This is a genomic window from Fluviicola sp., assembly GCF_029266855.1.
GTDB lineage: Bacteria > Bacteroidota > Bacteroidia > Flavobacteriales_D > Crocinitomicaceae > Fluviicola.
Genome location: NZ_JAQSWB010000002.1, coordinates 95,571 through 121,837 on the forward strand (window position 1 = coordinate 95,571; position 26,267 = coordinate 121,837).

The 26,267-nt window shown below is 40.7% G+C and carries 19 protein-coding genes and 1 tRNA gene; 8 read left to right on the plus strand and 12 right to left on the minus strand.

The annotated features are described in order from the left end of the window. The first annotated feature begins 77 nt into the window (after positions 1-77). Entirely contained in the window at positions 78-608 is a 531-nt protein-coding gene (locus K0S23_RS05865; RefSeq protein WP_300355505.1) for a hypothetical protein, read from the plus strand. A 112-nt stretch (positions 609-720) separates the two neighbouring features. Here the strand turns inward: K0S23_RS05865 and K0S23_RS05870 are convergent, their stop codons facing one another. The 5 genes from K0S23_RS05870 to K0S23_RS05890 all read right to left on the minus strand — a co-directional run bounded on the left by K0S23_RS05870 (position 721) and on the right by K0S23_RS05890 (position 3,984). Further along, positions 721-1,599: a choice-of-anchor V domain-containing protein gene (locus K0S23_RS05870; protein WP_300355506.1), complete on the minus strand. Its 879-nt coding sequence runs from the start codon at positions 1,597-1,599 to the stop codon at positions 721-723. A gap of 104 nt (positions 1,600-1,703) precedes the next feature. Then, positions 1,704-2,069 carry a hypothetical protein gene (locus K0S23_RS05875; RefSeq protein WP_300355507.1) on the minus strand — a complete coding sequence of 122 codons (366 nt, stop codon included), beginning with the start codon at positions 2,067-2,069 and terminating at the stop codon, positions 1,704-1,706. Between the two features lie 4 nt (positions 2,070-2,073). Next, a complete protein-coding gene (locus K0S23_RS05880) occupies positions 2,074-2,478 on the minus strand; it encodes a hypothetical protein (protein WP_300355508.1) in 405 nt (134 codons plus the stop codon). Positions 2,479-2,485: 7 nt separating this feature from the next. Further along, positions 2,486-3,025, minus strand: coding sequence for a YceI family protein (locus K0S23_RS05885; protein ID WP_300355509.1), 540 nt, complete (start codon positions 3,023-3,025; stop codon positions 2,486-2,488). A gap of 47 nt (positions 3,026-3,072) precedes the next feature. Continuing rightward, the gene (locus K0S23_RS05890) at positions 3,073-3,984 is read right to left on the minus strand and encodes a DUF5777 family beta-barrel protein (RefSeq protein WP_300355510.1); all 912 of its coding nucleotides are present in this window, start codon (positions 3,982-3,984) and stop codon (positions 3,073-3,075) included. Positions 3,985-4,198: 214 nt separating this feature from the next. Between K0S23_RS05890 and K0S23_RS05895 the strand changes: the two genes are divergently transcribed. After that, a complete protein-coding gene (locus tag K0S23_RS05895; protein WP_300355511.1) occupies positions 4,199-4,999 on the plus strand; it encodes a hypothetical protein in 801 nt (266 codons plus the stop codon). Between the two features lie 93 nt (positions 5,000-5,092). Here K0S23_RS05895 and K0S23_RS05900 read toward each other — a convergent pair whose 3' ends face one another. Beyond that, on the minus strand, positions 5,093-6,049 hold the full coding sequence (locus tag K0S23_RS05900; RefSeq protein ID WP_300355512.1) for an acetyl-CoA carboxylase carboxyltransferase subunit alpha: 957 nt from the start codon (positions 6,047-6,049) through the stop codon (positions 5,093-5,095). 59 nt (positions 6,050-6,108) lie between these two features. On the opposite strand from K0S23_RS05900, the gene ispE reads away from it, so the two are divergent. Continuing rightward, on the plus strand, positions 6,109-6,912 hold the full coding sequence (gene ispE, locus K0S23_RS05905; protein ID WP_300355513.1) for a 4-(cytidine 5'-diphospho)-2-C-methyl-D-erythritol kinase: 804 nt from the start codon (positions 6,109-6,111) through the stop codon (positions 6,910-6,912). Here ispE and K0S23_RS05910 read toward each other — a convergent pair. Beyond that, entirely contained in the window at positions 6,909-9,161 is a 2,253-nt protein-coding gene (locus tag K0S23_RS05910) for a T9SS type A sorting domain-containing protein (RefSeq protein ID WP_300355514.1), read from the minus strand. The genes ispE and K0S23_RS05910 overlap by 4 nt on opposite strands. 446 nt (positions 9,162-9,607) lie before the next feature. Here K0S23_RS05910 and K0S23_RS05915 point away from each other — a divergent pair, with 446 nt between their 5' ends. Further along, the gene (locus tag K0S23_RS05915; protein WP_300355515.1) at positions 9,608-17,473 is read left to right on the plus strand and encodes a T9SS type A sorting domain-containing protein; all 7,866 of its coding nucleotides are present in this window, start codon (positions 9,608-9,610) and stop codon (positions 17,471-17,473) included. Between the two features lie 432 nt (positions 17,474-17,905). Here the strand turns inward: K0S23_RS05915 and K0S23_RS05920 are convergent, their stop codons facing one another. From K0S23_RS05920 to K0S23_RS05940, 5 genes are all read right to left on the minus strand, one after another. Further along, a complete protein-coding gene (locus tag K0S23_RS05920) occupies positions 17,906-18,250 on the minus strand; it encodes a hypothetical protein (protein WP_300355516.1) in 345 nt (114 codons plus the stop codon). Between the two features lies 1 nt (position 18,251). Beyond that, a complete protein-coding gene (locus K0S23_RS05925; RefSeq protein ID WP_300355517.1) occupies positions 18,252-19,718 on the minus strand; it encodes a T9SS type A sorting domain-containing protein in 1,467 nt (488 codons plus the stop codon). A 152-nt stretch (positions 19,719-19,870) separates the two neighbouring features. Then, entirely contained in the window at positions 19,871-20,389 is a 519-nt protein-coding gene (locus K0S23_RS05930) for a YceI family protein (RefSeq protein ID WP_300355518.1), read from the minus strand. 122 nt (positions 20,390-20,511) lie between these two features. After that, the gene (locus K0S23_RS05935) at positions 20,512-21,129 is read right to left on the minus strand and encodes an NAD(P)H-dependent oxidoreductase (RefSeq protein WP_300355519.1); all 618 of its coding nucleotides are present in this window, start codon (positions 21,127-21,129) and stop codon (positions 20,512-20,514) included. 11 nt (positions 21,130-21,140) lie between these two features. After that, entirely contained in the window at positions 21,141-21,860 is a 720-nt protein-coding gene (locus K0S23_RS05940; protein WP_300355520.1) for a pirin family protein, read from the minus strand. Positions 21,861-22,603: 743 nt separating this feature from the next. On the opposite strand from K0S23_RS05940, the gene K0S23_RS05945 reads away from it, so the two are divergent. From K0S23_RS05945 to K0S23_RS05960, 4 genes are all read left to right on the plus strand, one after another. Beyond that, positions 22,604-22,677 (plus strand) — tRNA-Asp (locus K0S23_RS05945). A 309-nt stretch (positions 22,678-22,986) separates the two neighbouring features. Then, positions 22,987-24,261 (plus strand): site-specific integrase, encoded by a 1,275-nt coding sequence (locus K0S23_RS05950; RefSeq protein ID WP_300355521.1) that lies wholly within the window; start codon positions 22,987-22,989, stop codon positions 24,259-24,261. Between the two features lie 315 nt (positions 24,262-24,576). Then, entirely contained in the window at positions 24,577-25,239 is a 663-nt protein-coding gene (locus K0S23_RS05955; RefSeq protein ID WP_300355522.1) for a hypothetical protein, read from the plus strand. Between the two features lie 99 nt (positions 25,240-25,338). Then, entirely contained in the window at positions 25,339-26,265 is a 927-nt protein-coding gene (locus K0S23_RS05960; protein WP_300355523.1) for a hypothetical protein, read from the plus strand. Positions 26,266-26,267: the final 2 nt, after the last annotated feature.

Genomic DNA, 26,267 nt, shown 5'->3' on the forward strand with positions numbered 1-26,267 from the left:
CATATTTACAATTTTTATTCCAAACTTAAAACATTGATCCCGTGCATTTTATTGAACCATATTTTAATTGGAGACACTTGTACATCGCATCTGAGGATTCACTTTCTCCGTTTTATGACAGAGAGTACAGCGAATTTGAATTTACAGACCGGATCTACAATTTCCTGATCCATCCCCAATGGGATAATATCGGATCGAGAACCTTATTCACAAAAATCTTATTTGTGGATTACGAAGAGGGATATGCAATCATGGAGTTTATAGGTGAATGGAACGATGCGATCGAAAACGATGTTATGACACTTAAGCGGAATGTGATTGAGGAAATCATGTCGCATGGAATCAATAAGTTTATCCTGATAGGGGAAAATGTATTGAATTTCCATTATTCGGACGATTGTTATTATGAAGAGTGGTTTGATGATGTGGAAGAGGGATGGATCGCATTAGTTAATTTTCACGATCATGTTATCAGTGAGTTCGAGAAGGCGCGGGTAGATCATTATTTTGTAATGGGTGGAGATCTCGAAGATATCGAATGGAGAACAAGTACACCTTCGCAGGTGTATGAGCGGGTGGATGAATTGGTTCAAAGAAGAATTGGTTAATGAAAATGTGGGCGCGCGATTAATTACGTACTCACAGACGAATCCACAACGCGGATAAAAACACAGTTGGCACGCGATGAGTCGCGTACCAACTGTGTTTATGATGTTTAAATTACTTTGAAATAAAAACCCTTTTCATTGTCATATTGTTGTCAACAGAAACATGGACCATGTAAATCCCACTGTTTAGCTCATTGTCAAGTCGTACGGAAAGTGAACTTTCACCGGCGCTAACCATCCCCAACTTTTCCGTGAAAACAGATTTTCCATTCAAATCCACTAAATTGACAAAAACGGAACCATCTACTTTACTGTCGAGGTGAATATTTAAGGAATTCGTGTTTGGCTGGTAGCCAACCTGTGTTTCAAGTTTATTCGTGATCTCTTCCATTGATGCTTGAGAACCGAATTGATGTTGAGAAGTACGAATAACATCTCCGTCACTGCTGCTGCTGCTGTTAGTTTGGTTGGTTGCCAGGTAGAAAGTAACTGTCCCTACATTGGTAGCAGGTGATGTCCAGTTAAATGACCAGCTGTTTAGGCTTGTACCTGCCAGTTTGTGAGTAACACGTGTTTTCCCTCCCGAAACAATGGATTTAGTATGTGTTGCATCCGTAATTGCAATAGTTCCTGCAAGGGTGTTATTTGGATTTAAAGCAACAATTTCAAAACCATTTTTAGGATTGTTTGAAGCCATTGTTACCTGGACCTGGTAAGTAGTACTTGGTTCGTACTCTGTTACAGGATTTCCGGCATGCATAAGCGTAACCGAATTAAATCCTGAACCGCTTTGTACTGTTCCTGCATGACATTGGGTGCAGGTTCCATCCCCTGGTGCCCCGGTTCTTCCGCCCGGACTTCCAGCCTGATTTAAACCTGAGTGAAAATTCTTACTGAATTTTTTTACTTTTTGGACGGATTCATTGCCTGAAAAACTCACAAGAAACCCTGTGGCTGCAAGGAGTCCGATATAGATGTAATTCTTATTCATAGTCATTTTTTAAGTTGTTTCATAAACTGATTGATACAAAGCTATTTAAGTCAGCGCTGTTTGTTGTTATGAAATTGCGGTAATAAATTATGAATTTCCGAAGTCTAATTGTTCATTTTACCCTGTTGCATCCAGCATTGAAATTGTTGTAGGAGTGAATCTGCCAATGCCGGGCCGCCTTGTGGCATTAATTGAGGAGTTCCGTGCATTGCATTTAACATAGCATGCGCATTTTCCGAAATCTCAGTGTAATTGGATAAAACCGGAGATGTTCCGGCACCGCTTCCATGACAACCGGCGCAGTTTTCCTGAATCATCGGAGCAATTTGCTGACTAAATGAAATCGTACTTGTACAAACTATTTCTGGCTGCGTGGGCGGAGCTTTTGCCTTGGAGCATGCACTTGGTATGAACAAGGTAAGAACAGTTATGCTGCTCAATGCAAAGAAAATATTAATCGTTTTTTTCATTCGATCATTTAATAAATAAAGGTTTAAAGCTCATCCATGAGAGTGCAGGAATGAATACAAAAGGAATCATATATCCTTTGAAATAGTCGATCATAGCCATTGCATCTTCATTCTTAAATTCGGGATCGTCCATGGCTAATACGTAAAAGACAAGTGAAACAGAAAACCCGGAAAGAATGAAATGGGCAATGAAAGCCGCCAGTGATTTGTTTTTCAAAAGCGCATAGATTCCAGCGCTAAGAATACTGATTCCCAAAGTGATCATCAGGGAAAAGCAAAGCAAATGCCAATAGCCGGTTGCTTCGGTAAAATCGACAATGGTGTTTTTATAGAAAGACGAATAAATCCATGCAACTACCGAAGAAAATAATCCGGCTGTTATTGCTAAGAAAAAAAAGCGTTTGAACATACCGAATCTATTTTTCAGTTACAGGTATAGAGTAGGAAATATTCATTATATCCGGAACGGCATCGCTTTTATGTCCTACACCATAATCAATCCGATTAACTGTGAATTTACCAGAAAAGGTCAGATCATTTCCGGATTTGGTTACGGTAGCAGGAATTTTTTTCTCCTTGGTAACTCCCTTCATTGTCAGTTTACCTGTAATGGAATAATTATCACCGGCTTTTTCCACTTTGGAAGAAACAAACTTGATGGTAGGATACTTACTTGCTTCGAACCACTCGGAAGTTTGTGATTTTTTATTCTGCATGGAATTTCCGGTATTGATGGAATTCACCTCAATTGTAATGTCGAATTTAGCATTATCCAGATCACTCTCGTCAAACTTGATGGTTCCTTTTGCCTTTTTGAATTCTCCTGACGGATCTTTACTTTTGAATGCAATCGTAAATCCTTCTTTGAAAGTATAATCTTTTGTTGCTGTAAGTGTCACAAATGCTGAACTTGCAAATAGACATAAGGCCAAAGCCGGGTAAATTATTTTTTTCATAATCAGTTGTTTTATTGTTTTTTAGTCAATAGCCATCAGTAATCACATTACTGTCCGAACTCGAACTTTCTTCCGATACAAAAACCAATCCTAAATTGACCTTTTAACCAGTTGTCGTAAGTATTGGTGATAAATTGCGTTTCTCCGAAGCCACGGGCATTGGTCAGGTAAATGGTGAAGTTATGTCCGAAAGTCAACCACTCAACGGCAAAGCCGAGGCTGTTGAAATTGGTTTTCCGCATTCCTTTATCCTGGAATACCTGGTAATATTCAACCATAATCCCCAAACGTTGTGTAATAGACCAGCGCATTGCACCGCCTAAAGAAAAGAGCGTGTTTTGATCATCCGCAGCAACATAATTCCGGTGTACAACAGTTGGTATCACTGCAAGACTAACCAGGTCTCCGAATTTACGGGCAATATTTAATTGTGCCGAATACGAAAAACGGTGTTCCTGCTTCGGGAAATGAGCAACAGCAGAGATATCCGGAAGAGCTTTCATATAAGTATAAAACATGCTTCCTGAAACAGCCAGTGAAATGGGCATTCCTTTTTTACGCTGCTGAAGGATCCGGTATTTGGCAAATCCATCGAGCAATGACCGGTATGGAGCTCCTGTTCCTTTACTTCTTCCCACGCCAACCATTAAATGATCGGTAATCCCGTATTCGAATGCCAGGCGAATATCACTTGAGTTGTCAAGGCCAAACCAATTTTGGACTCCGCCACCTGAACCTGCCAAATCACCAAAACGGTGTTCTACCCGAAATTCCAGTACGCCTTTGCGTAAACATTCTACCGAATGGCCGCTTACAATCCGGGTGGACTGGAACGTTTGTTCAACCAGGTTTGTATCAACAGAACTCTCGGTTTCCTCTACTTCAAGGGAGTCTTCCTGGGCGATTGAAAAATGTGTAAAGCAACAAGCTGCTCCTATAAATAATAGTTTATTAATCATTCTAGTTAGTTTCTTTTTGTTTGCCAAGATAATATTTACCCGGATAAATAACTATGTTTTAAATACAGAAATCCGTTGATGGTTGGAATGCTTTTTCAAAAACAATCTACTTTGCCGGTAGGAAACAGGTTCTAATATAGGAATCCTAAAATAGCTTATTTGTTGGTTAGTTGAGCTCGTTTAATTAACTAACTTTGTAATACTGAAATGTATAATGACAGTAAACAACTTAATAACTTGCGTATTTTTATTGTTCTTTTTGAATGTCCATTCGAAGGAGCAATATGTTATTCTTGAATGGAAATTCAAAGGAATAGAGGAGGGGTATGACCATTTGAATAGGAGTAAGATAAGTGTTGATGGTAAAGAAATGCCAGTTTCAAAATCATTTCATCAAAGTGAATGGGGTACTTATCAATTGAAACTTTCGAAAAAAGAACACAAAATCCGCCTGGTCAATGAAGCCTATTACAATGGAAAATGGGCCGAACACACGTTTGAAAACCAATTTAGCATTAATGCCATTTGTGAGTTTGAATTGAATGCAAGGGAAGTTTCCAAGGTTCAAATCGAATTTAATCTTGACGGGGGGAATGTTTCAATTATCCGCTTCGATACGAATGGTATTGAATTGATCAGGAAAAAAGCAGCCTTCAAAGGGAGGCATTATCCGATGAAAATTGACTGGAGCTTTATTCATGTGGAAGAGGGTTACGACCATTTATCGAGAATGCTAGTTTTCGTAGATGACATTGAATATGGAATTTCCCCCCAATCACAAGAAAGCAAAGGCGGGGGCTTTTCTGTAAAGATTCCTAAAGGCTCACATCGAATCCGGATCGTTAATCAGTCATTTGTGAATGGGGTCTGGCAGGATCACACGATCATTAACAATTATTCCGTAGAAGCTATTTATGAAAAATCACTGGAAATAAGGAAGTCAATACACGTCACTCTGATCATTGACCTCAATGACGAGCATACGGTAAATACGTGGGAGTTTAAGAAAATATAAAGGGATCAGGGGGCAAGGTTCCAAAAATAAAGGCCATCCTTTTGGATGACCTTTTTAATATGGGAAAAAGTTCTTTTTAACTTTGAACTTCTCTTATCCGTTCCAAACACCCATTGAATTGAACTTCTCGATTCGTTCTTCAATGCGTTGTTCAGGATCCTTCGGATCCAATTCTTTCAAGTATTCAATAATTTTTGTTTTTACCGTTTGAAAGCTTGCTTCCTGGTCTCTGTGAGCTCCTGCAAGAGGTTCTTCAATGACATCGTCAACCAATTTCAAACGTTTCATATCTGAGCTGGTCAATTTCAATGCTTCGGCAGCTTTTTCCTTGTAATCCCAAGATCTCCATAAGATGGACGAACAGGATTCCGGAGAAATAACGGAATACCAGGTGTTTTCAAGCATTACAACCTTGTCTCCGACACCGATTCCCAAAGCTCCACCGGAAGCACCTTCACCAATGATGATACAAATTACAGGAACTTTCAACTGCATCATTTCATAGATGTTGCGCGCAATAGCCTCTCCTTGACCTCTTTCTTCTGCCTCAAGTCCCGGAAATGCTCCAGGAGTATCGATGAAGGTCACAATCGGTTTGTTGAATTTTTCAGCCAATTTCATTAAGCGTAAAGCCTTGCGATATCCTTCCGGATTCGGCATTCCGAAATTACGGTACTGGCGCATTTTGGTGTTGATCCCTTTTTGCTGACCGATGAACATCACTGTTCTTCCGTCAAGTAATCCGAAACCACCGATCATCGCTTTGTCGTCTTTTACCGTCCGGTCACCATGTAATTCCTGGAAAGAAAAACCAGTAATCGCATTGATGTAAGCAAGGGTATAAGGTCTGTCCGGATGACGGGACAGCTGAACGCGCTGCCAGGGAGTCAGCTTGCTGAATATTTCCTTTGTTTTTTTTGTGAGATTCTCTTCCAAAACACGGATTTTATCAGACATATCAACACCAGTGCTGTTTCCGATCTCCCGCGTTTGTTCAATTTGTTCTTCTAAAGCCTTTAAAGGTTCTTCAAAATCTAAATATGTTGACATAATTGCTATTTTGAGGGGCGAAATTTACGAAAATAGTTCGCATCTATTATTTTTACAGCATGATTAATTTTCCAACATGCAAAATAAACCTTGGTTTACACATCTTGCAAAGACGGCAAGACGGATACCACGACATCGAAACTGCCATGTTGGAACTTCCCTTCAATGACATCCTTGAACTCATTGAAAGCAGAGAGTCCGGGTTCACTACTTCCGGTCTAGAGATTCCGGGATCCGGCAATTTAGTGTCAGATGCCGAAGCAGAATTCAGGAAGCATAAATCAATCCCGGCACTTGCTTTTCATTTACACAAACTGATCCCGATGGGAGGCGGGTTAGGCGGCGGATCCTCGGATGCAGCGTTTGCCCTGAAACTGATGCGGGATGCCTACGCACCTGAAATCGGGAATGAGCAATTGAAAGTTATGGCTTCAAAAATTGGTTCGGACTGCGCTTTTTTTATCGATGGCGGACTTCAGTTTGCTGCGGGAAGAGGAGAGATCTTAACTCCCTTGACTTTCGATCTGAAGCATAAATATGTGGTCCTGGTGAATCTTGGAATTCACGTTTCAACAAAGGAAGCGTATGAAGGAATTACCCCGAATAATAATCGGGTATCGCTAAAAGAAATTCTGGAAAAACCGATTGGGGAATGGAAAGATCAGTTGATAAATGACTTTGAGGAGTCAGTTTTTCTGAAATATCCTGAATTAGCGACGGTCAAAAATGACTTATATGAGCACGGAGCAGTTTACGCTTCTATGACGGGATCCGGCTCGACAGTGTTTGGAATTTTTGAATCGGAAATTCAGTCCGTTCAATGGTCGCGGAAAGTGCAATATGAAAAGTATCTGAAAATTTAGTGTTTGATGAAGTTCAAATGTTCGATTCGACCATCTGTTTCCAGTACAAAATAATAGGTGCCGGCTTTTAATCCGCTGACGTCGATACCTGTTCCTAAAAGCTGGAGGTCTTGTTTTTGTCCAAGAATATTATATGCCCCATGAAGTTTCAGACCGGTGAGGTGTCCATCCTTTGAAAGCACATGGATCAGCTCATTTCCTGGATTGGGGAAGAGCACCAGCGTTGATTCTATTTTCATTTCAGGAACAGAGGCCGAACTTAAGGGATCTGCTTCAAACAGAAACAAACCTCCCAAATCTTGTCCTACGAACATATTAAGAAAACCATTTCCGTCAATATCATCCACGAAAACGGTACTGTAAAGACCAACCTCCAAATCAAGGTAGCTGTCAGAATACAAACTGAATACATCCCCGTCAGCCAGGTGCCCGTCAATGTTGTGGTAATAATTGAGTTTTCCGTTATAAGCTCCGACAAACAAATGGGTTGTATCATTTACCCGGAAGAAATGAGGTGCGGCATATCCGTCCGGATTCGGAGAAATATCTGCCTGACCTACGTTTGCACTGATAAGTGTGAAAACCGGGTTTGAACTTGTACCGGTATTTTGATAATAGGAAATTTCCCCTGTTTTCTTTCCGATGACTAAATCCTGTAAACCATCCTTGTTCAGATCGAATAATTGTGGAAATGCGTACGAAACTACCTGGATGGGAGTTCCTGTGTGGTCGTTTACCGGGGTAGAGGGGCTGAAAGCCATTGGGTTTCCTGCTCCGGCAGTATTTGTTAAACGGATTAAGCTCCCATTTTCCCGGCCAATGATCAGATCCTGGTCGCCATCGCCATCCAGATCTCCGAAAGCAGGCACTGCTCTTAGTCCCAGTCCAAGTGATGAAAGGCTCAGATAATCATTATTAACCAGGGTGAATTCAGGATTTGCTGCCGAACCGGTATTTCGATAGAGCTGAAATACGGATTCGAGACTTAATGTGGGCTTGTACCGGATGAAGTTAGCAATTAGAAGATCCTTCAATCCGTCTCCGTTCTCGTCTACTAAAACAGGGATGCTTCCCAGCCCATGGTCGATCATATCTTTTTGCAGAAAGTTATCTTCCTGGAAGACAAAGTTCGGAAGTGCATTTGTTCCAGTATTTTTGAATAACTGGACACTGTTTTGATTTTCGGAAACTGTTCTTGCATTCGGTGCCACAATCAAATCCTTGTTTCCATCAAAGTCGACATCTTCCCAATACATAGCAGGAAACAGCTGCATATAAGCAGGATGCGAAACAGAAGGGTAATTATGGTCCTGACTGATCATTGCTGAATTGGTGTTCGGAGCCGTTCCGCCATTCATTAAAAGCGTAATATTGGGATAAGCCACATCTCCCAGGATTAAATCCATTACACCATTGTTGTTGACGTCAATTGCCAGCAGGGTAGAGCCGGAATGACTCCCGCCACTTTCGTTTTCCTGTTCTCTTCCCGGGTTCTCCGGCCTTAAAGGATTTGGTATATCCCCATTTTCGCAAGGATATTCCGTTTCATTTAAAAACAGGTTATTATTATTCGGGTCCTCACTAAATTTCCCCCAGCATTGGTTTTTCAGTACAAAGGTGAGGGAATCCGGAATTCCATAAAGCTCCATACTTTGATTCTGATGGTATTCCACGTTTTGCCCGCCGATGTGAAAGGTCAAAATATCCATGTCCCCGTCGAAATCCACATCGGTGTAAGCCGGTATATCACTTGCGCTTACGTAGAGATTGGAGATATCACCGACATAATCCGTCTGAAGAATTTCCGTGATCAATTGCCACTGCAAGCCCAGTGATGAACTTCCAATGTTCCTGTAAACCTTTATTCCCCCGATTCCATAAGTGAACAAGTCCTTTTTTCCGTCCGAGTCATAATCAACAAAAGCAGCGCGGTATTTACAGTCCGGGAAATAGAGGAAACCTTTATAAACGTAGTTGTATCCATGCACGGATGCATTGATCACATGTTCCATGAGAACGAATTCATCTCCGCTACGATCAAAGATCACCAGATCTTCCAATCCGTCGAAATTATAATCGATACTTGAGAACTGACCGTAATTGATACCTCCGGCCCAAGGGTTTTTCAGGGTTGTGCTTCCTGTTTTTACAGGAATATTCGGGTTGTACTCAAATCCCAGGTATGTTTGGCAAAGCGCGGTATTCTGAAAGCCAATAAGAGTCATTAAAATAAGAAAGGCCTTTTTCATTTAACAGGATTGCAATACTTCTTCAAATTAAGGTAAAATATCGCCCAACTCCAAACCTGTTTTTGGGGTATATAAAACAAAAACACTGAATTTTATCAGGGTCCCAATAATTTGTTAAAATTTCGTTTTTTAAAATGTTTGTACTTAAAATTAACATAAATCTTCATATGATAACAAGGTTGGGCTTTTTAAAACGGTCTAAATTGCGATTTGGATAAAATATTGCTAATTATTACGTTAAATAATTAACAAATCAATAATTTCTTTTTTACCCTTGTTTTAGGATGCTTCACCCTGAATTGACTTGGATTTAACTATTTATTTAAGTTTTTACTTTTTCTACTAAATCGGTTTACCACCTAGTGTTTTAGGATCTCAATTGGCATATCAATTTTGTTTGTAGCAAGGATAGTAACACTTTTGCAGTGTTACTTAAATTATAGATTATGTTGAAAAACAAAACCATGAATTTTTCAGGGTTCATTTTGTGCTTTGCACTATTGATACTTGGATCAGGAAGTTTGTTTGGACAGGTATCCGGAATAAAAACCATTCCGACTGATTATGCCACCATTGCAGCCTTCGTTACAGACATCAACGCAAACGGAATCGGAGCGGGGGGTGTCACTTTAAATGTTCCTTCCGGACACACAGAAACAGCACCGGCAGGAGGATTTACAATCACAGCTACCGGAACAGCGGCAAATCCGATTGTTATTCAGGGAACTGGCGGAGCGCCTTTTCCAATTATAACAGCTTCTGCGGCACTTACAGCCGGAAACCTCAATGACGGAATCATTCGATTGAGCGGGTCTGATTATGTAACGATTTCCGGATTGGACTTACGTGAGAATTCAGCAAATACAACTACAACAGCTGGGTCTAACAACATGACTGAGTGGGGAGTGGCATTGATTTATGCTTCAGCTACAAATGGCTGTAACAATGTAAGCATTCTCAATAATTCAATTTCCTTAGGGGTCACTTATCAAAATGCATTTGGTATCTATGCGAATTCAACGCATACAATGGCGGCTGTTACTACCGGTGCAACTGCCACGGGCGCCGCAGGTGGTAATTCCGGATTAACAATTACTGGAAATACGATTACCAATGTAAATAACGGTATCGTAGTTGTTGGACCTACTGCAGCTGCGGATATGAACGATGGAATCGTTATCGGTACATTAGCGAACCCGAATAATATCACTTATGGTTTGACCGGAACTTTTTCAAGTTATGTGAATGTTTCAGGTACTGTAAATGGAATTTTGGTAAGAAACTCAAAAAATATAAGTCTTGCTTATAATACTTTAACAAGTAATGGAACAGTAACTGGGGGTACTTTGAACGGAATTTTAATTCAAGCTTTTTCAAATACACCAAGCGGTACGTTTACACAAAATGTAAACAACAACACAATCAACATAAAATCCAATGTTGTTGGTGGTGCTGTTAATGGAATCAACCAGCCGAGCGGTTCGGCTTCCGCAACATCAATTTGCAACATCAATAACAATTCATTTACAGGGTTTGGTCATACGATTGCAGCTGCATCAGGTACATTAGCGATGATCAGTTCGGTGAGTGCACATTTAACTACCAATATTAATGGAAATACTTTTAACAATTTAACTGTAAATACCACTGGAAGTGTGACTTTTATCGGGCATAGCTATACAATGCCTGCGAATGGGACAAAATCTGTTTCAAACAATGCGATAATTACTGGATTTAATAAAACAGGTGGGGGAGGAACCGTTACATTTATGACCACCGGAGCAAGTTCTCCAAACTCTGCGACATGTAATTATTCAAATAATATCATGACGAATGTTATATTGACAGGAGCGACTGGTTTTGTGGGTATTACTGATTCAGACGGATCTGGTTCTTCGCCATCAAAAACATTTAACGGGAACACTATTGGTTCGATTACCGGCGGTACTTCTTCAATTACTGGAATTACCGTAGCTTATTTGGGTGGTAATTCCAGTATTTCATCTAACAATATATCAAATATTACGGGACAGTCATCAATAACTGGAATCAATATTGGTAGCAGTTTTAATGGTGCCACAGTTGCTAATATTACCGGAAATACCTTAGCATCATTAATTTCTTCTGGTACTGGAGCTGCCGTAACAGGAATTGCTTGTTCGAATACCTCGCCGCTAATTAATATTTCGAATAATGACATTCATGGGCTTTCTTCTACCGGAGCAAGTTTGGTGAATGCTATTGGAATTTCAGGTGCAACGCTTACAAATTTGAATGCGAACCGTATTTACAGTTTGACAAATTCTAATGTTGGAGGTACTGTATTTGGAATTAGTGTTACAGGTGGCACAAGTGTTAATGTGTACAATAATCTTATTAGTGATCTTACTGCACCGATTGCAAGTGGCGCAGATGTTATTAGAGGAATCAATATTAATTCATCATCCACTTCTGCTGCGTATGGAGTTTATTACAATTCCGTTTATTTGAATGCGACGTCTTCAGGCACAAACTTCGGTACAACGGGAATTTATCATCAGGCAAGTGCAACAGCTTCAACGGCTGCTCTTGATATGAGAAACAATATTATTGTTAATGAGTCTACTCCAGCTGGAACCGGTTTAACTGTTGCGTTCCGTCGTTCTGGGATTCAGCTGAATAATTTTGCTTCTTCATCGAATAAGAACCTGCTTTATGCTGGAACTCCTTCAGCATCACGTTTGATTATGCATGACGGAACTATTTCATATCAAACTATGATACCTTATCAAGGAGCAGTTTTACCGCGAGAAGCAAATTCATTTACCGGAGAAGCTACATTTACCGGTTCGGGTTATGGAACAGCTGGAAACTTCTTTATTAACTTAACAGGAGCAAGTTCAGATTTCTTGCGTCCGGTTGCCGGAATTGTCACACAGGTTGAATCAGGTGCTTCTCCAATAGGAACACCATCAATTACAACAGACTTTACAGGAGCGGTTCGTCCAGGTATGCCAGATATCGGGGCATATGAGTTCTCAGGAACTACACCTGCTCCAGTAATTACACTGAATTCAGTTACACCTCCCACTTCTACACAATGTGTTGCAGCGGCTCGGTTAGTATCTGTTAATATAACCACTGCTTCAGGAACAATCACCGGGGCAACTATTGGCTATTCTGTGAATGGTGTCCCGCAAACAAATATTGTAATGACGAATACCTCAGGATCTACCTGGGAAGGGACAATTCCTGCTCCAACACCTGGGAATGCTGTAATTGCATGGGGGGTAGCTGCTACAAATTCACTTGGTTTGAATGGTTCGTATACAGGAACAACCTATACTGACGAGCCACTTACAGGTGTCACCGCAACAGCGAGTGCTTCTTCAACTACCCTTTGCGTTGGTTCATCTTCTGTTTTAACTGCAACATTAGCGAAAAACGGAGCTGCTACAATTGGAACAGCTACAACTTTAACAGGGGCAATTGTACAACCAACAGCATTTTGTAACAGATGGTCTTCATATCGTATGCAGACTATTTATACCGCTGCCGAATTAACGGCAGGAGGTTTGACTGCGGGGCAGATAACTTCAATGTCGTTCAATATTGCGACATTAGGGGATGCTGCAACCAATGCAAACTTTGTTGTTAAGATTGGAACTACAGGATTAACGGCATTTACGGATTTCGTATCTACTACAGGTTATACAACTGTTTTCCCAGCTGCAACATATACACATGCTATCGGTGTGAACGTTATCAACTTCTCAACTCCTTACATCTGGGACGGAACGTCTAATATTGTTGTTGAGGTTAGTCATGACGGTGCAAATGCAACGAATAATGCTCAGACATATTATACCGCAACTGCAGGAAACATGGTCGCATGGTCCACAAATGGAGGAGCAACCGGAACGCTGAGTACTAATAGATTGAATGTAACACTCACAGGAGCTGTGGTGCCAGCAATTCAAGCCATTTCATGGTCTGATGGAGTGGGTACAGTTGGAACAACAAATCCATTGACAGTAACACCATCTGCAACAACAACTTATACCGCAACAATTACAGCTGCAGGTTGTACCGTTTCACCATCTCCGACAACAACAGTTACGGTGAATCCTTTGCCAAGTGCTCCAACAACAGTAAACAGTGCACAGTGTGGTGTTCAGGTACCAACAGCAAATGTTACGTCTACATCAGGCTTACCGACTCCGACATTTAATTGGTATGCTGCTTCATCCGGAGGAACTGCTTTGCAGTCAAATACTTCCACTACATACACATCTGCAGTAGCAGCAACAACTACATTCTATGTAAGTGAGTTGAATACGGTAACAAGTTGTGAAAGTGTGCGAGTACCGGTAACGGTTAACGTTTCAACTCCGGACCAGGTTTCATTGACAGCGTCTGCTCCTGCAATTTGTATCGGCGGATCAGTAACTTTGACAGCTGCTAATCTGAATCCGACACCATTCCAGACTTATACTTATTCAACTGAAAGTGCAACAAGCGGAAGCGGTGCTGAAACTCCACTAACAGGAGCTTCCATTTCTGTTACTCCGACTGCTGCGGGTACATATACTTATACACTTACCGGAACGGACGGCGGCTGTGCTGCTTCTGCAACGGCTACAGTACTTGTGAATGCTCTTCCATTGCTTGCAGCGGTAACTGCTCTACCGGCAACTGTTTGTAGTGGAGATAATATTGCGCTTACTGCAAATGCAATCTCTTCTAACGACGGACCATTTGCGGTTGGAGCCGGTGCGCTTACCGGATCATCTGATTATTTCAGCCCGTTCTATCACAATTATGGTGGAGTTAAAGAACAATTTGTGATTCGTGCTTCAGAATTAACTGCGGCAGGTTTAACTGCAGGGAATATTACCTCTGTAGCACTGAATATCGGAACAGTTGGAACTACTTATGCAGGATTTACCATTCATATGGGAACAACTGCAAGTGCAGATTTGTCTGCGGGTCTTATTCCTACGGCTTCTTTGACCCAGGTATACTCAAACGCTGTGCTAACATTGACTCCTGCGAGTTTGAACACCTATACTTTATCTGCTCCTTTTGTTTGGGACGGAACAAGTAACCTGATCGTTCAAACATCCTGGAGTAATAACAATGGCGGAGGATCATCTTCTGAGGTCAGTTATGATAATACAGCTTATGTTTCAACAGCATACTACCGCGCAGACAGTCAAACACCTGCGGTTGTTTTAGGAGCTACAACAGCAACGGCAACAAGATCTTCCAGACCAAAAATGACTTTTGGAATGAATCACAACAATTCATATACCTGGTCATGGGCTCCGGGAACCGGGTTAACTACTCCGTCAGCAACTACTTCGATCATAAATACAAGCGGATCACCGGTAAACCAGGTGTTTACAGTGACTGTTACTGATATGATAACAGGATGTTCGACTATGGGATCAACTCCGGCGGTAACGATCAACAATGCAACAATTGCTCCTACAGCAAATAACAGTATTCAGTGCGGAACCGGAGTTCCAACAGCTTCCGTTACCGGAACAGGAACACCAGGAAATACATTCTCCTGGTATTTAGCTGCTACGGGTGGTACTGCAATTTCAGGACAGACAGGAAGCTCATTAAGCGGATACTCTGTTTCAGCAACAACTACATTCTATGTTTCAGAAAACAACGGAACCTGTTCAAGTGCGAGAACTCCTGTAACTGTTACGGTTACAAGTCCACCGGCAATTGCAATTGCAGGAACGACAACTATTTGTAACGGAACATCAACGTCTTTAACTGTTACAAGTTCCAATGATCCGAACTATACCTATACCTGGTCAGGAGGATTAGGAACCGGAGCAACAGTTACTGCTTCTCCAAGTGCCAATACTTCTTATACAGTTACTGCAACAGACGCAAGCGGCGGGGCCAATAACGGATGTGTTACAACAGCTACAACATCCATCACTGTTAACCCAGCACCGGTAAGCTTCCCGGTTACTCCTGCTACAGCAGTAATTTGTAACGGAGCTGTTCAGCAATTGACCAGCGGAGGATCTGCAGGCGGAACGGCTATTTTAGGAACAGGAACAACTGCTCCAGGAACAACTTCATTCCCGAATCCATTGAGTGCTTACTATGGTGGTACCAAACACCAACTGTTATTTACTGCGGCAGAACTTACTGCTCAGGGAATGATAGCGGGAAGCAAGATTAATTCGGTAGCGTTTGACTTAAATGCTTTTGCAGGAAATGCTTGTACAAACTTTACAATTCGTATGGGGAATACTGCGAGTACAGCTCTTACAGGATTTGTTACCGGAACGACTACCGTTTATGGACCTACAACATTTACTCCGTCGGCTACAGGTTTGGTAACCTTTACACTTGTTACTCCATATACGTGGGATGGTATATCGAACATTGTTGTTGAAACTGTTCATAATGCCGGAAACGGTGGAAACGGTTCGGGAACACGCACGAATACAACTACGACAGCAACAAATACGGTTTACTACGGTTCTTCCGATAACATTGCCGGTGGTATTGCAGGATTTGATGCATTGACAAGCTGGGGTACTTCAGGTGCTAGTGCTTTAAGACCAAATATGCGTTTTGTTTATACGAACATTCAACCGACATGGACTCCTTTAAGTTCGTTGTATACGAATGCAGCTGCAACAACCGCATATACAGGTACAACTTCAAATACTGTTTATGCAAAACCTTCGACAACAACGACTTATGTCGCGACTTATACCGGAGATAACGGTTGTACTTCTCAAAGTACTTCAACAATTACTGTTAATCAGCCTTCAAGTTCATCTTTGGCGGTGATTGCATGTGATTCTTACACATGGGCACAAAACAATACTACATATATAACTTCCGGAGCTTATACGGCTACGATTCCGAATGCTGCAGGTTGTGATTCAGTGATTACTTTGAATCTTACAATTAATAACAGAACATTTGCTTCTGTTAGTGCAACAGCATGCAACAGCTATACATGGGCTCAAAATGGAACTGTTTATAACACATCCGGATCATATAATGATACTATTACAAATGCTGCCGGGTGTGACTCGGTGGTTACATTGAACTTAACAATCAATCAGCCAACAACAGCCACTTTAAATCAAACGGCTTGTCAAACGTATACATGGCCTGTTAACGGTATGACCTATATTGCTTCCGGAATATATACAGCAACGATTATGAATGCTGCAGGTTGCGATTCGGTGATTACACTGAACTTAACAATCGGTGGTCCTTCTGCATCCCTGGTTCCTGTTACAGCGTGCGTATCATACGTATGGCCGCAAACAGGTTTGACATATAATACATCAGGTGCTTATAATGACACAGTTCCGAACATGTATGGTTGCGACTCGGTAATTACTTTGAGTTTAACAATCAATCAACCGACAACCAGCACGGTGTTCGAAACGGCATGTACTTCATATACATGGGCTCAAAGCGGAACGACTTATATGACTTCAGGTTTGTATACTGCAGTTATCCCGAATGCGGCAGGTTGTGATTCAACGATTACGCTGAATCTGACAATTAACCAGCCGACAACGGCCAGTGTTTCCGCTACTGCATGTACATCTTATGTATGGGCACAAAACGGAATGACATACAATGCATCCGGATCATACAATGATACAATTCCAAACGCTGCAGGTTGTGATTCAGTGATTACATTGAACCTGACAATTAACCAGCCGACAACATCAAGTGTTTCCGCTACTGCATGTACATCTTATGTATGGGCACAAAACGGAATGACATATAATGCATCCGGATCATACAATGATACGATTCCAAATGCTGCAGGTTGTGATTCGGTGATCACTCTGAACCTGACGATCACACCATTTGTTGCAACAGCAACAGATAATGGAAATGCTACAATTACTGCATCTGCCGGTACAACTTACCAGTGGATTAATTGTACTACCAACACTGCGATTTCAGGAGCAACAGCGCAAACATTTGCTCCAGCTGCAAACGGCACCTATGCCGTAGTAGTGTCAAATGGCACGTGTTCGGATACTTCCAATTGTGTGAACATTTCGAATGTTGGAATCAAAGAAAACACGATCTCTTCCATTTCTGTTCATCCGAACCCGACTCACGATATCGTTATTGTGACAATGGATGCTTCTTCAGCTCTTGTTGAAGTAATGGATGTTCAGGGGAAATTGATTCAAACAACTCAAATTAAGTCAGGTGATCCGATTGATCTGAGCACTTATGAAAGAGGAGTTTATACTTTAAGAATTAAAACCGAATTCGGGACTTCTCTAGAAAGAATTGTGAAGAACTAAGAATCTGATCTTATTTTTCTAAGAAGTTAAAGCGGTCATTCGAAAGAGTGGCCGCTTTTTTTGTGACTGAACTTTACCGTTTATAACGTCTTTAACTGTGTTCTAAGAGCTTTTGCAGATAAGAAGAGGATTTCCCCGTTTCGGTATTAATTCGTTCGCCCTGAAGGCTTACTCGAAAGAGCAAGTGTAAGGCGGAGAGCTTTTTTTTAACCCCAAAGAAGAAAAAGCAAGGCTTTGAAGACGAAGCATAGTCAGAAATGACGTGATGCAAGGTAAAAGAGCGCAAAGAGTTCCATGGCGCAAACTTTGCTTCTTTGAAGTTAACTGTGAAAACTACTCTTCCTTCTTGTTTTAAAGAATACAGAACCTATAAACCAAAAACCTCCGCTGTCGGCTGACGAACGGAGGTTTCCTGTTAAAAATGTTTATTGATTATTTAGTTAAAGGCTTTATTTCCGATTCCACCGGAACGAACTGCCCGATCACATCTTTAATGTCTTTAAGTTCAACCCAACTTTCGTGTTGTATGATCAGGTTGTTTTGTTCGTTCAAGGTACAGGAAACGTAACCGTCTTTCTGTTCCATAGCGGCACTGATCTGTGTAAAATCCGAATTACTGATGGTAGTTTCAGCGTAAAAGATATGTGAAACGATTTGTGAAACGTTTTTGGACTGATTGTAACGTGCTTTTTCCTGATTTAATTCAAATACAGATGTTTGTGAAAATACACCATTTGAGAAAAAACATATCGCGAATATAAAGAGTGTTTTTTTCATCTTAGTCAATTTTAATAATACGTTGTTTTTGAGAGGATGTACTGCTTGTAACAATCAGGGTGTAAACTCCTGAAGTTAAAGAAGAAATATCCCGATACAGATTTGTAATTCCTTCGTTGAGGGAAACTTGTTCTTTCAGTATGGAAACTCCTTTTTGATCCGTAATGTCAATATTCATTATTTCTTTCCGGGAGCTTTGAAGCTGAATTACCAGTTGATCCTTCATAGGATTCGGGTAGGCACTGAACAATCCGTCCGAATCTTCTTTGGAATGAACCGAGATGATTTTTGAATCTGTTCTTTCCCCGTTCAGGTCCACCTGTTGTAATTTGTAGAAACTTGTTCCAAGCGGTACTCCCTGATGAATGAATTGGTATTCCTGAGCCTCGGAACTTGTGCCGACTCCCTGGATAATGCCGATCTTTTCGAAATGTTCTGCATCCCTGGAATACATCAATTCAAAGTAATCGTTTTTGTATTCGCTTTCCGTTCTCCAGGAAAGAATATTCCCGATGCTTTCCGAATTTCCATTAAATTCTGATAGTTCGACTGGCAATATTCCGGTACCAGTCCATCCCGAAATGGTGAATTCACATCCGTCACCCGAATTCCCGTCAATCATTAACATGTAATTATTTCCAATTGTAAGGCCTGTGGCAGTTACCGTTCCCAAAGTGGTGTTTCCGGGATTGTAGCAGTTAGACATAGAAGTAAATCCGGTACAGCACCCTGACGCATCATAAGTTACACTATATACATGGGCCTGGATTCCCCAACCACTTACGCATCCTGTTACAGAGGCAATAGGGAAGGAGTGAGAAGTGCTGCTGGCAGTAAACTGATACCAGGAGTTGTTTTCGATGGAACCACAGAATACAGAGTTTACGTTACCAGGCAAATCTGCAGTAAAGGTTACATCCGTTGAAGCACTGAACGTTCCGGGTCCCTGGGTTAAAATTGCAGGGGAGGGGCAATTATCGTTCGTCAGTGCCCCTCCACAAGGGGTCCCAACAATTACACATATGGAAAAGGTTCCTGTTCCTCCGCCGTAATCCCACATTCGAATATAAACTGTAGATCCAGGGGCCAGTCCGCCGTGATGAATGAATGACATGTTTCCGTTAGGGGAACTATCGTCGTCACATTCCAGCAAGGTAAGGGATCCGCAAGTTCCCGAGTATAATGCCATTCCGCTGTCTGTCATTGTTCCTGTGTTCGTATTGATCTCAATCGCTCCTGATGAAGGAACCACCGCTGAAAACCAAACATCCTGACCTGAGTAGGAGGCACAACCCGGAGCTGTGACTCCGGCAGTATTGGTTGCAGCTACATTCGTTCCCGCTGTATAGCTACAGGAAGCATTTACTGCCAGGGCAGTTGCCGAACAAGGGTTGTCGTTAGCGGGTTGGGCAAAACATGAGATAGGAGGTAACACGGTTAGTGAGAGCAGTAGTAGTCGTACGTTCATAGTTGTTATTATTTGTTTTAATAATAACGAAAACTTTAGGTGGTGCTTCATTAAATGAACATGTGTGTTAATTTAATGAACAAATTAAACCTTAGAGAAAACAAAAAGGCAGATCGAAACGACCTGCCTTTTACTAAATCTGTTTACTAAACTTATTGCTTAACTAGTTGAATTTCACCACGTAATTTCACGTCTTCTCCAACCAACACACCACCTGTTTCAAGGGCAGAGTTCCATGTAAGGCCGAAATCTTTGCGGTTAATGGATGATTCAAAGCTAAAAGCTGCTTTTTCATTTCCCCAAGGGTCTTTTCCCACTCCGTGGAACTCAATGTCCAGAGGAATTCTCTTGGTAATTCCGTGTAATGAAAACTCACCTTCTATGACACCTGATTTTAATTCGGGAAGTTCCGCTTTAAAAGTGATTTGCGGGTGGTTTTCCACATCGAAGAAATCTCCGCTTTTTAAGTGTCCGTCGCGTTGTTCATTACGTGTATTTACAGAAGATGTATCTATCGTTGCATCAATTACTGCATTTTTAAAACCGTCTTCGGCTTCAACAGTTGCGTTTACGGTATCGAATGTTCCGGTTACTTTTGTGAACATCATGTGTTTTACGCTAAATCCTACTTCACTGTGAGAAGGGTCAATTGTCCATTTTGTTGTACTCATTTTGATTGATTTTTTTGATTATTAATTGTTTGAAGTCATTAGGTTTAAAGATGTGTGGATTCAATCCGTTTAGTCTTGAGGTCTTAATATCCTAAAGTCTAAAAATCCTAATATCCTAATGTCTACTTTATTGTTACTAATTGGTCTAAAGTCTTCCGGACTTTTTTGTGATGTTGTGTGTGATCTTCTTCCGAGCGGTAACCAAAGGTGAGGACCAAAACTGCATGATCATCCGTTAATCCTAAGATCTCATCGTATTTCTCTTTTTGAAAGCCTTCCATCGGGGTGCTGTCGATTCCTAAAGTTGCCGCCATTACCAATCCGAATCCCAATCCGATATATGCTTGTTTTGTATTCCATGCAATAAGCTCTTCCGAACTTAGGTTGGACAATACTCCGACAATATTTTCCTGGAAACGGTTGAGTCTTTCCCGTTCTACCTCACGCACTTCAACGATGCGCTGCATGTAAGTGTCCAAATGCCGGTTCTCCATATTGCGATTCACCGTGAAAACGATCAGATCCGAAGCATCCGTAACGGGAGACTGGTCAAAAGCTGCGGCTCTCAGTTGCTGACGCAATTCCGGAGACTTGACGTGGATCAACCTGAAAGGCTGTAAACCGTAGGAGGTCGGAGCGCTGTTAATTGCTTCCAGGATCTCCTGCATATCCTCAGTACTGATTTTCTTCGTCGGATCGTATTTCTGTGTGGCATACCGCCATGCTAAGGCATTCTTCATTTCTCTTTTTGTTACAATTTCACTTCCATTGGAACTTCCATGAGCAGGAGCGTAGAGTCTTTCGTGATATGCAAAGTTACGGATGAAGTATCCATTATTCCTAATGCATCCCGACGATTTAACTGTTGTCCGTCGATTACAGAACTTCCTTCAATCTGCATCACATATAAACCGTTAGCCGGATTTTTGAATTCGTAAGTAAGCGTTTTGTCCTCAGTAAATTTCCCCATGTGAAACCAGGCATCCTGGTGGATCCAGACTCCCGCATCGTCTTTGTCGGGCGAAAGGATCTGAACGAACTCGTTCGGATGTTCATTCACAGCGATCTTTTGCTGATCGTAACGCGGTTCTACATTGCGTTTGTTCGGGAAGAGCCAGATCTGGAATAATTTCAGGTCCTGGTCTTCATTCGGGTTGAATTCGGAATGCTGTACACCTGTTCCGGCGCTCATTACCTGGATTTCCCCGGCGTTGATAGTTGCACTGTTCCCCATAGAATCTTTGTGCGCAATTGCTCCTTCCAAAGGGATCGTGATGATCTCCATATTGTCGTGAGGATGTGTTCCAAATCCCATTCCCGGTGAAACAGTGTCGTCGTTCAATACGCGCAGCGTGCCGAAGTGAACTCTGTCCGGGTTGTACCAAGAAGCGAAGCTAAAAGAATGTTTAGCGTTCAGCCAGCCATGGTTGGCGTGACCTCTTGAGTTTTCTGAATGGAAGATTGTTTTCATATTATATTCTCCTTTTTGGATGATTTGATGAAGCAAAGATACAACTTAATTTGAATTAATTACCATGGTAAATATTATTTTATCATTTTTTAAGAATTGATTTTAATATGGGGTGCAGCGGGCTAAATCATGTATTATAATTTAACATTTATAACTATATCTATGCTTTATCTATGCTTCATCTATGCTTCATCTATGCTTCATCCATACTGTAAATATGCTTTAACTATGGAATGTAGTGACTAGGGCGCTGTCCTTCGGCTTTCCTGTCCGTCAAATGACAGACAGAGCCTCAGTCTTCGTCCGCTAGCGTGTTATCCCTCGGTTTTTCCGTCTTGTGAGACGGAACCTCAGTCTTCGTCCGCCGCGGCGGACTCTTATCTATGCTTCAATCATGGTTCATTCATGCTTGAAAGACGGAGTACCTATACTAGAACTACGTTATGTCCCTCGGCTTTTCACTCTTGACCAAAGCAGATCAAACAAATGATCGCTTCGGGTCGAGTGAGACGGAGCATTAGTCTTCGTCCGCCGCGGCGGACTCTTTTGAATAGGATTTGAGGTGCGATTAATCTTCTGATTTCTAGCAGCAACGGGGCTTGAGAAGAACAAAAATTACTTTTTTTTCAAGTTTTCCTTGTTAAAATGAAAATACAGTGTATCTTTGCAACGCTTTTAACGTAAAGCATTACACAATTTCTTAATCAGGCTGTTGCCTGATTCGTGAAAACGGAAAGAAAATTGGTTTGGTAGTTCAGTTGGTTAGAATACATGCCTGTCACGCATGGGGTCGCGGGTTCGAGTCCCGTCCAGACCGCAGAAGCGGTTTCCGCAACAACGTTAAAAGCATAGCTTATATGGCTGTAAGCTTAGAAATCCTCAAGATGTATCAAATGTCTTGGGGATTTTGTCTTTTATGGCAATTTCAATTCCCTTGTAAAAAGTAACTCTTGTGTTAACTCCGATGAATTTTTCGGAGTTATTTTTTGTCTTTTTTTACCGGACTTTTACTTTTTGTTTTATCCTATTTCCTCTAAGTTCGAAGTCCTAAAATTCCATGTTTAAAACTTTTTTTCGATTCCAAATCCCTTGCTGGGACTGGCTTGTATGCTTTGAAAATTGTTAAATGACATCGATCTTAGATTCAGAAAATACGCTTCACGGGTATTATGTAATGAAAAGAGAGATGAAAAAGAAAACAAATTTGGATCTGCCGAAAATCAATTTGCTGTTGAGATCGGAAAAAAAGATGGATGGAAGAAGCCGATTAACTTATGTAATTCGGTTCAATGGTGAAACGATTAGAGTTGCGTCTGGTCTCACACTGAATAAAGAGGATTGGAATAGTAAGAAACGAGATATTACGGGAAGTGGGGACGACGCTTGGCGAGTACGAATGAAGACACGTGCTAAAATGGCTGAGTTTGATAAGTATATGCGCAATTATGAAGCGATGGGTGGAACTATTACCCGATTGGTGATTGAAGATTTCTTTAATGATAAGCGTTACGATGATTTTTATTGCTACTATGAAACTGTCATTGAGAGAAGAAATGATCTAAAAGCCCCGACACGCGAAAAGTATGCTCTCTGCTTGAAAGTATTGAAGGATTACTGTAAAAGAAGTAAGATAAACAAAGTGAAATTTGTTGACATAACACCGGCTTTCTTGTCTGATTTTGATAATTACTTAGTTTATAATCTTGATGTTGCTGATGCGACAGCGAATAACTATCATAAATGCTTGAAGTATGTATTTAATAGAGCGATTGTTGATGGAATCATGACTGTCTCTCCATACAAGGGATTTAAACCGATTAAGACAGAGGAACGTGCTGGAAGAGAAGCCTTGACTTTAGAAGAGGTGGAAAGTATAACGCATTTGGATATTCCTGAAAGCGAACGTTTGATGATTCGTATTCGAGACTATTTTGTTTTCCTATTGAATACCGGACTTCGTTTCCGTGAATTGTTTGAATTAAGTACGGAGAAATTAAAGTCAGAGGAAATTGTTCGGGAGAATGGTGAAAAGGAATTGGTAACGAGCATACTTGTTCGTGCTACGAAGACAGAGAAAACATATTGGGTACCTCTTAATGCAAGGGCAAGAAGAATTCTATTGCGCTATCGCACGAATAATGGATTAGAGGATGGATTGATTTTCCGTGAAGTTAAGAACCAAGTGTTTAACCGTAAACTTAAGATGATTGCTGCCCTTGCAGGAATTAAGAAAGACATGATTAGTCATTTGGGACGACATAGCTTTGCAACCAACTTGCGAAGAAATGATGTTTCGTTGGAGGATGTTTCTGAATTATTGGGGCATAGTAGTACGAAAATGACAAAACGTTACGCGAAGGTAGATATGGGGCATTTGAGTAAAGCGGTTAACCGTCTATAAATCCTGAAAAAATTCTGCTAAACTGATCTTGTGAATATCCAGTATTTTGAGGAGGGTTTTGAGAGTTGCGTTTGTTCCGCTCTCGACCCTCCAATACTGAACCCTATTTAAATTATGGTCATAGGCAAAACTCTCTGCGCTCGTGTAGTTCGCTTTGATCCGTAACTCCTTGATTTTCTTTGCAACAAGAAGGATTCGTTTGTCTTGTATGTCTGCCCCTTTTTCCATTGACGGGGAGCAAGTTGCGCCATAAAACTGTAAATTGTAACCGCATAAATGCGAATTTATTTTTAGCTTAGATTCAAAATGCTGAAAATGAAACGATTTGTAACTATGGTTTTTGTGGGATTTACCGTTTTTTGTATTGCCCAGAATAATGCTGTTTCCCTTGAATTTGTAAGTGAGACTAATGAAAGGGTTTTGCTAACCCCAATGAATGATTCTTTGAAAATCGAATATCCGGCTTATCGGTCAATAGCAATATTATATTTAGATACTGCTGTAATAGAAGTAGGAGGATTTGCTTTCTATTCTGGAACTTGCGGAAACTTTGAGGTCAATGTTCAATTTATCGAAGAAAGTGAATGTGCCATTGATTCGGAGTGTAAAGAATTAAACTTGGGCTTATGTAAATTGAAAGAAACAAATCCATTTAAAGTTGGTAATTCTTCCTCTCCAGGAAATGATAAAAACGATAGGAGCGGTTCGGGTTCGGCAAGGAATAGGAAGATGATTCGTAAACCAAATACTGATGCTATTCAGAGTGATGAAACTTGCATAATCGTTTTGAGAATAAATGTCGACGGTGAAGGAAACATAGTTGGTGTTCCTATCGCAGATCGAAGTCAAACTACCACTACAAACTCTGCTTTGATCAAAAAGGTAATTGAAGTCGTTAAGAAGGAAACGAAATACGCCAAAGCAAATGGAAAAGCAATGGAGAGCATGACGATCCGAATAAAATTAACCGCTAGTTAGATTATTATTCCAAACTGCAATCTAAATACTTTTAATTCTGCTATTCATAATTGGCTTAAAATAGCTAGATTCAGCATTAAACCATATCACTACGAAACAATGAATAGGTATTTAGATATAGAAGATCGAAATGAAGATTACAATTTTATTCAAAAAGAAACCTTTAGAGCCGAAAAGGGAATTCGAGCAATAGGTATTATGTACCATGATCATTCGAACGACCGCAAATCTTATGATAATGTTTTCCGCTTAAAGGATAATATTGAATATAGATTAATGGCTGCAACCCACCAATACTTAGTGTTTCTTAGAGAGTTGGCATTATCTGAAAGAACTTTACACGAAAGATACATGGAGAATCCAAACAGCTTATATGAAGTTGTTCCTGGGAGAAACCCATATCTTATAAAAGTTGAAACGGAACTTTCTTCAATATTTGACAGCATTGTTTTTCATTTATCTTCTGTCTTTGATTATTTAAGCCATTCTGTTTGTTATATGTATTTTACAAATAAAGAAAAGACGGTTTACTGGACCAAGCTTGCAAAAACTGTTAGAGGAGAATTTAAGGATAAGTTTGATTTTTCCCTTGCTTTGGATGAAATGGATAGACGATTTGTAGGCAGGTTATATGATTATCGTTCTAGGCTTTTACATAATACTCGGGATAAACATAGATTTGACGTTTACGTTCAAAATAATGATTCTTCGGTGAGGTTAAAAATTGCTTCATCTGATTCGGTGATGAAACATTTTACGCTTGCAAAAGAAAATATTGTTGAAGGACAAGAAATTACATTGACATATCTTGCATCTTGGTTGCTTCGAAGAACGTTCATTGAAATTGAACACCTGTTGGATGCTATAAAGATTGATATTCAAAAAAATTCCCACTTTCAAAAAAATGTTAGGGAGCCAAAACCGCAATTCGGGGATTCATTATTTACGATAGCAATTGCAGAACCCGGTACACCTTTCTTACGACCCGTTTCTGACGGAATATGGGAAGATTATAAATCAGAATGATT

Coding starts and splice junctions, on each gene's coding strand:
- K0S23_RS05875 (WP_300355507.1), bottom strand. CDS start 2,069: ATGAAAAAAACGATTAATATTTTCTTTGCATTGAGCAGCATAACTGTT.
- K0S23_RS05920 (WP_300355516.1), bottom strand. CDS start 18,250: ATGAAAAAAACACTCTTTATATTCGCGATATGTTTTTTCTCAAATGGT.
- K0S23_RS05940 (WP_300355520.1), bottom strand. CDS start 21,860: ATGAAAACAATCTTCCATTCAGAAAACTCAAGAGGTCACGCCAACCAT.
- K0S23_RS05955 (WP_300355522.1), top strand. CDS start 24,577: ATGAAACGATTTGTAACTATGGTTTTTGTGGGATTTACCGTTTTTTGT.
- K0S23_RS05950 (WP_300355521.1), top strand. CDS start 22,987: ATGACATCGATCTTAGATTCAGAAAATACGCTTCACGGGTATTATGTA.
- K0S23_RS05900 (WP_300355512.1), bottom strand. CDS start 6,049: ATGTCAACATATTTAGATTTTGAAGAACCTTTAAAGGCTTTAGAAGAA.
- K0S23_RS05880 (WP_300355508.1), bottom strand. CDS start 2,478: ATGTTCAAACGCTTTTTTTTCTTAGCAATAACAGCCGGATTATTTTCT.
- K0S23_RS05885 (WP_300355509.1), bottom strand. CDS start 3,025: ATGAAAAAAATAATTTACCCGGCTTTGGCCTTATGTCTATTTGCAAGT.
- K0S23_RS05915 (WP_300355515.1), top strand. CDS start 9,608: ATGTTGAAAAACAAAACCATGAATTTTTCAGGGTTCATTTTGTGCTTT.
- K0S23_RS05925 (WP_300355517.1), bottom strand. CDS start 19,718: ATGAACGTACGACTACTACTGCTCTCACTAACCGTGTTACCTCCTATC.
- ispE (WP_300355513.1), top strand. CDS start 6,109: ATGATTAATTTTCCAACATGCAAAATAAACCTTGGTTTACACATCTTG.
- K0S23_RS05960 (WP_300355523.1), top strand. CDS start 25,339: ATGAATAGGTATTTAGATATAGAAGATCGAAATGAAGATTACAATTTT.
- K0S23_RS05935 (WP_300355519.1), bottom strand. CDS start 21,129: ATGAAGAATGCCTTAGCATGGCGGTATGCCACACAGAAATACGATCCG.
- K0S23_RS05870 (WP_300355506.1), bottom strand. CDS start 1,599: ATGAATAAGAATTACATCTATATCGGACTCCTTGCAGCCACAGGGTTT.
- K0S23_RS05910 (WP_300355514.1), bottom strand. CDS start 9,161: ATGAAAAAGGCCTTTCTTATTTTAATGACTCTTATTGGCTTTCAGAAT.
- K0S23_RS05895 (WP_300355511.1), top strand. CDS start 4,199: ATGACAGTAAACAACTTAATAACTTGCGTATTTTTATTGTTCTTTTTG.
- K0S23_RS05890 (WP_300355510.1), bottom strand. CDS start 3,984: ATGATTAATAAACTATTATTTATAGGAGCAGCTTGTTGCTTTACACAT.
- K0S23_RS05930 (WP_300355518.1), bottom strand. CDS start 20,389: ATGAGTACAACAAAATGGACAATTGACCCTTCTCACAGTGAAGTAGGA.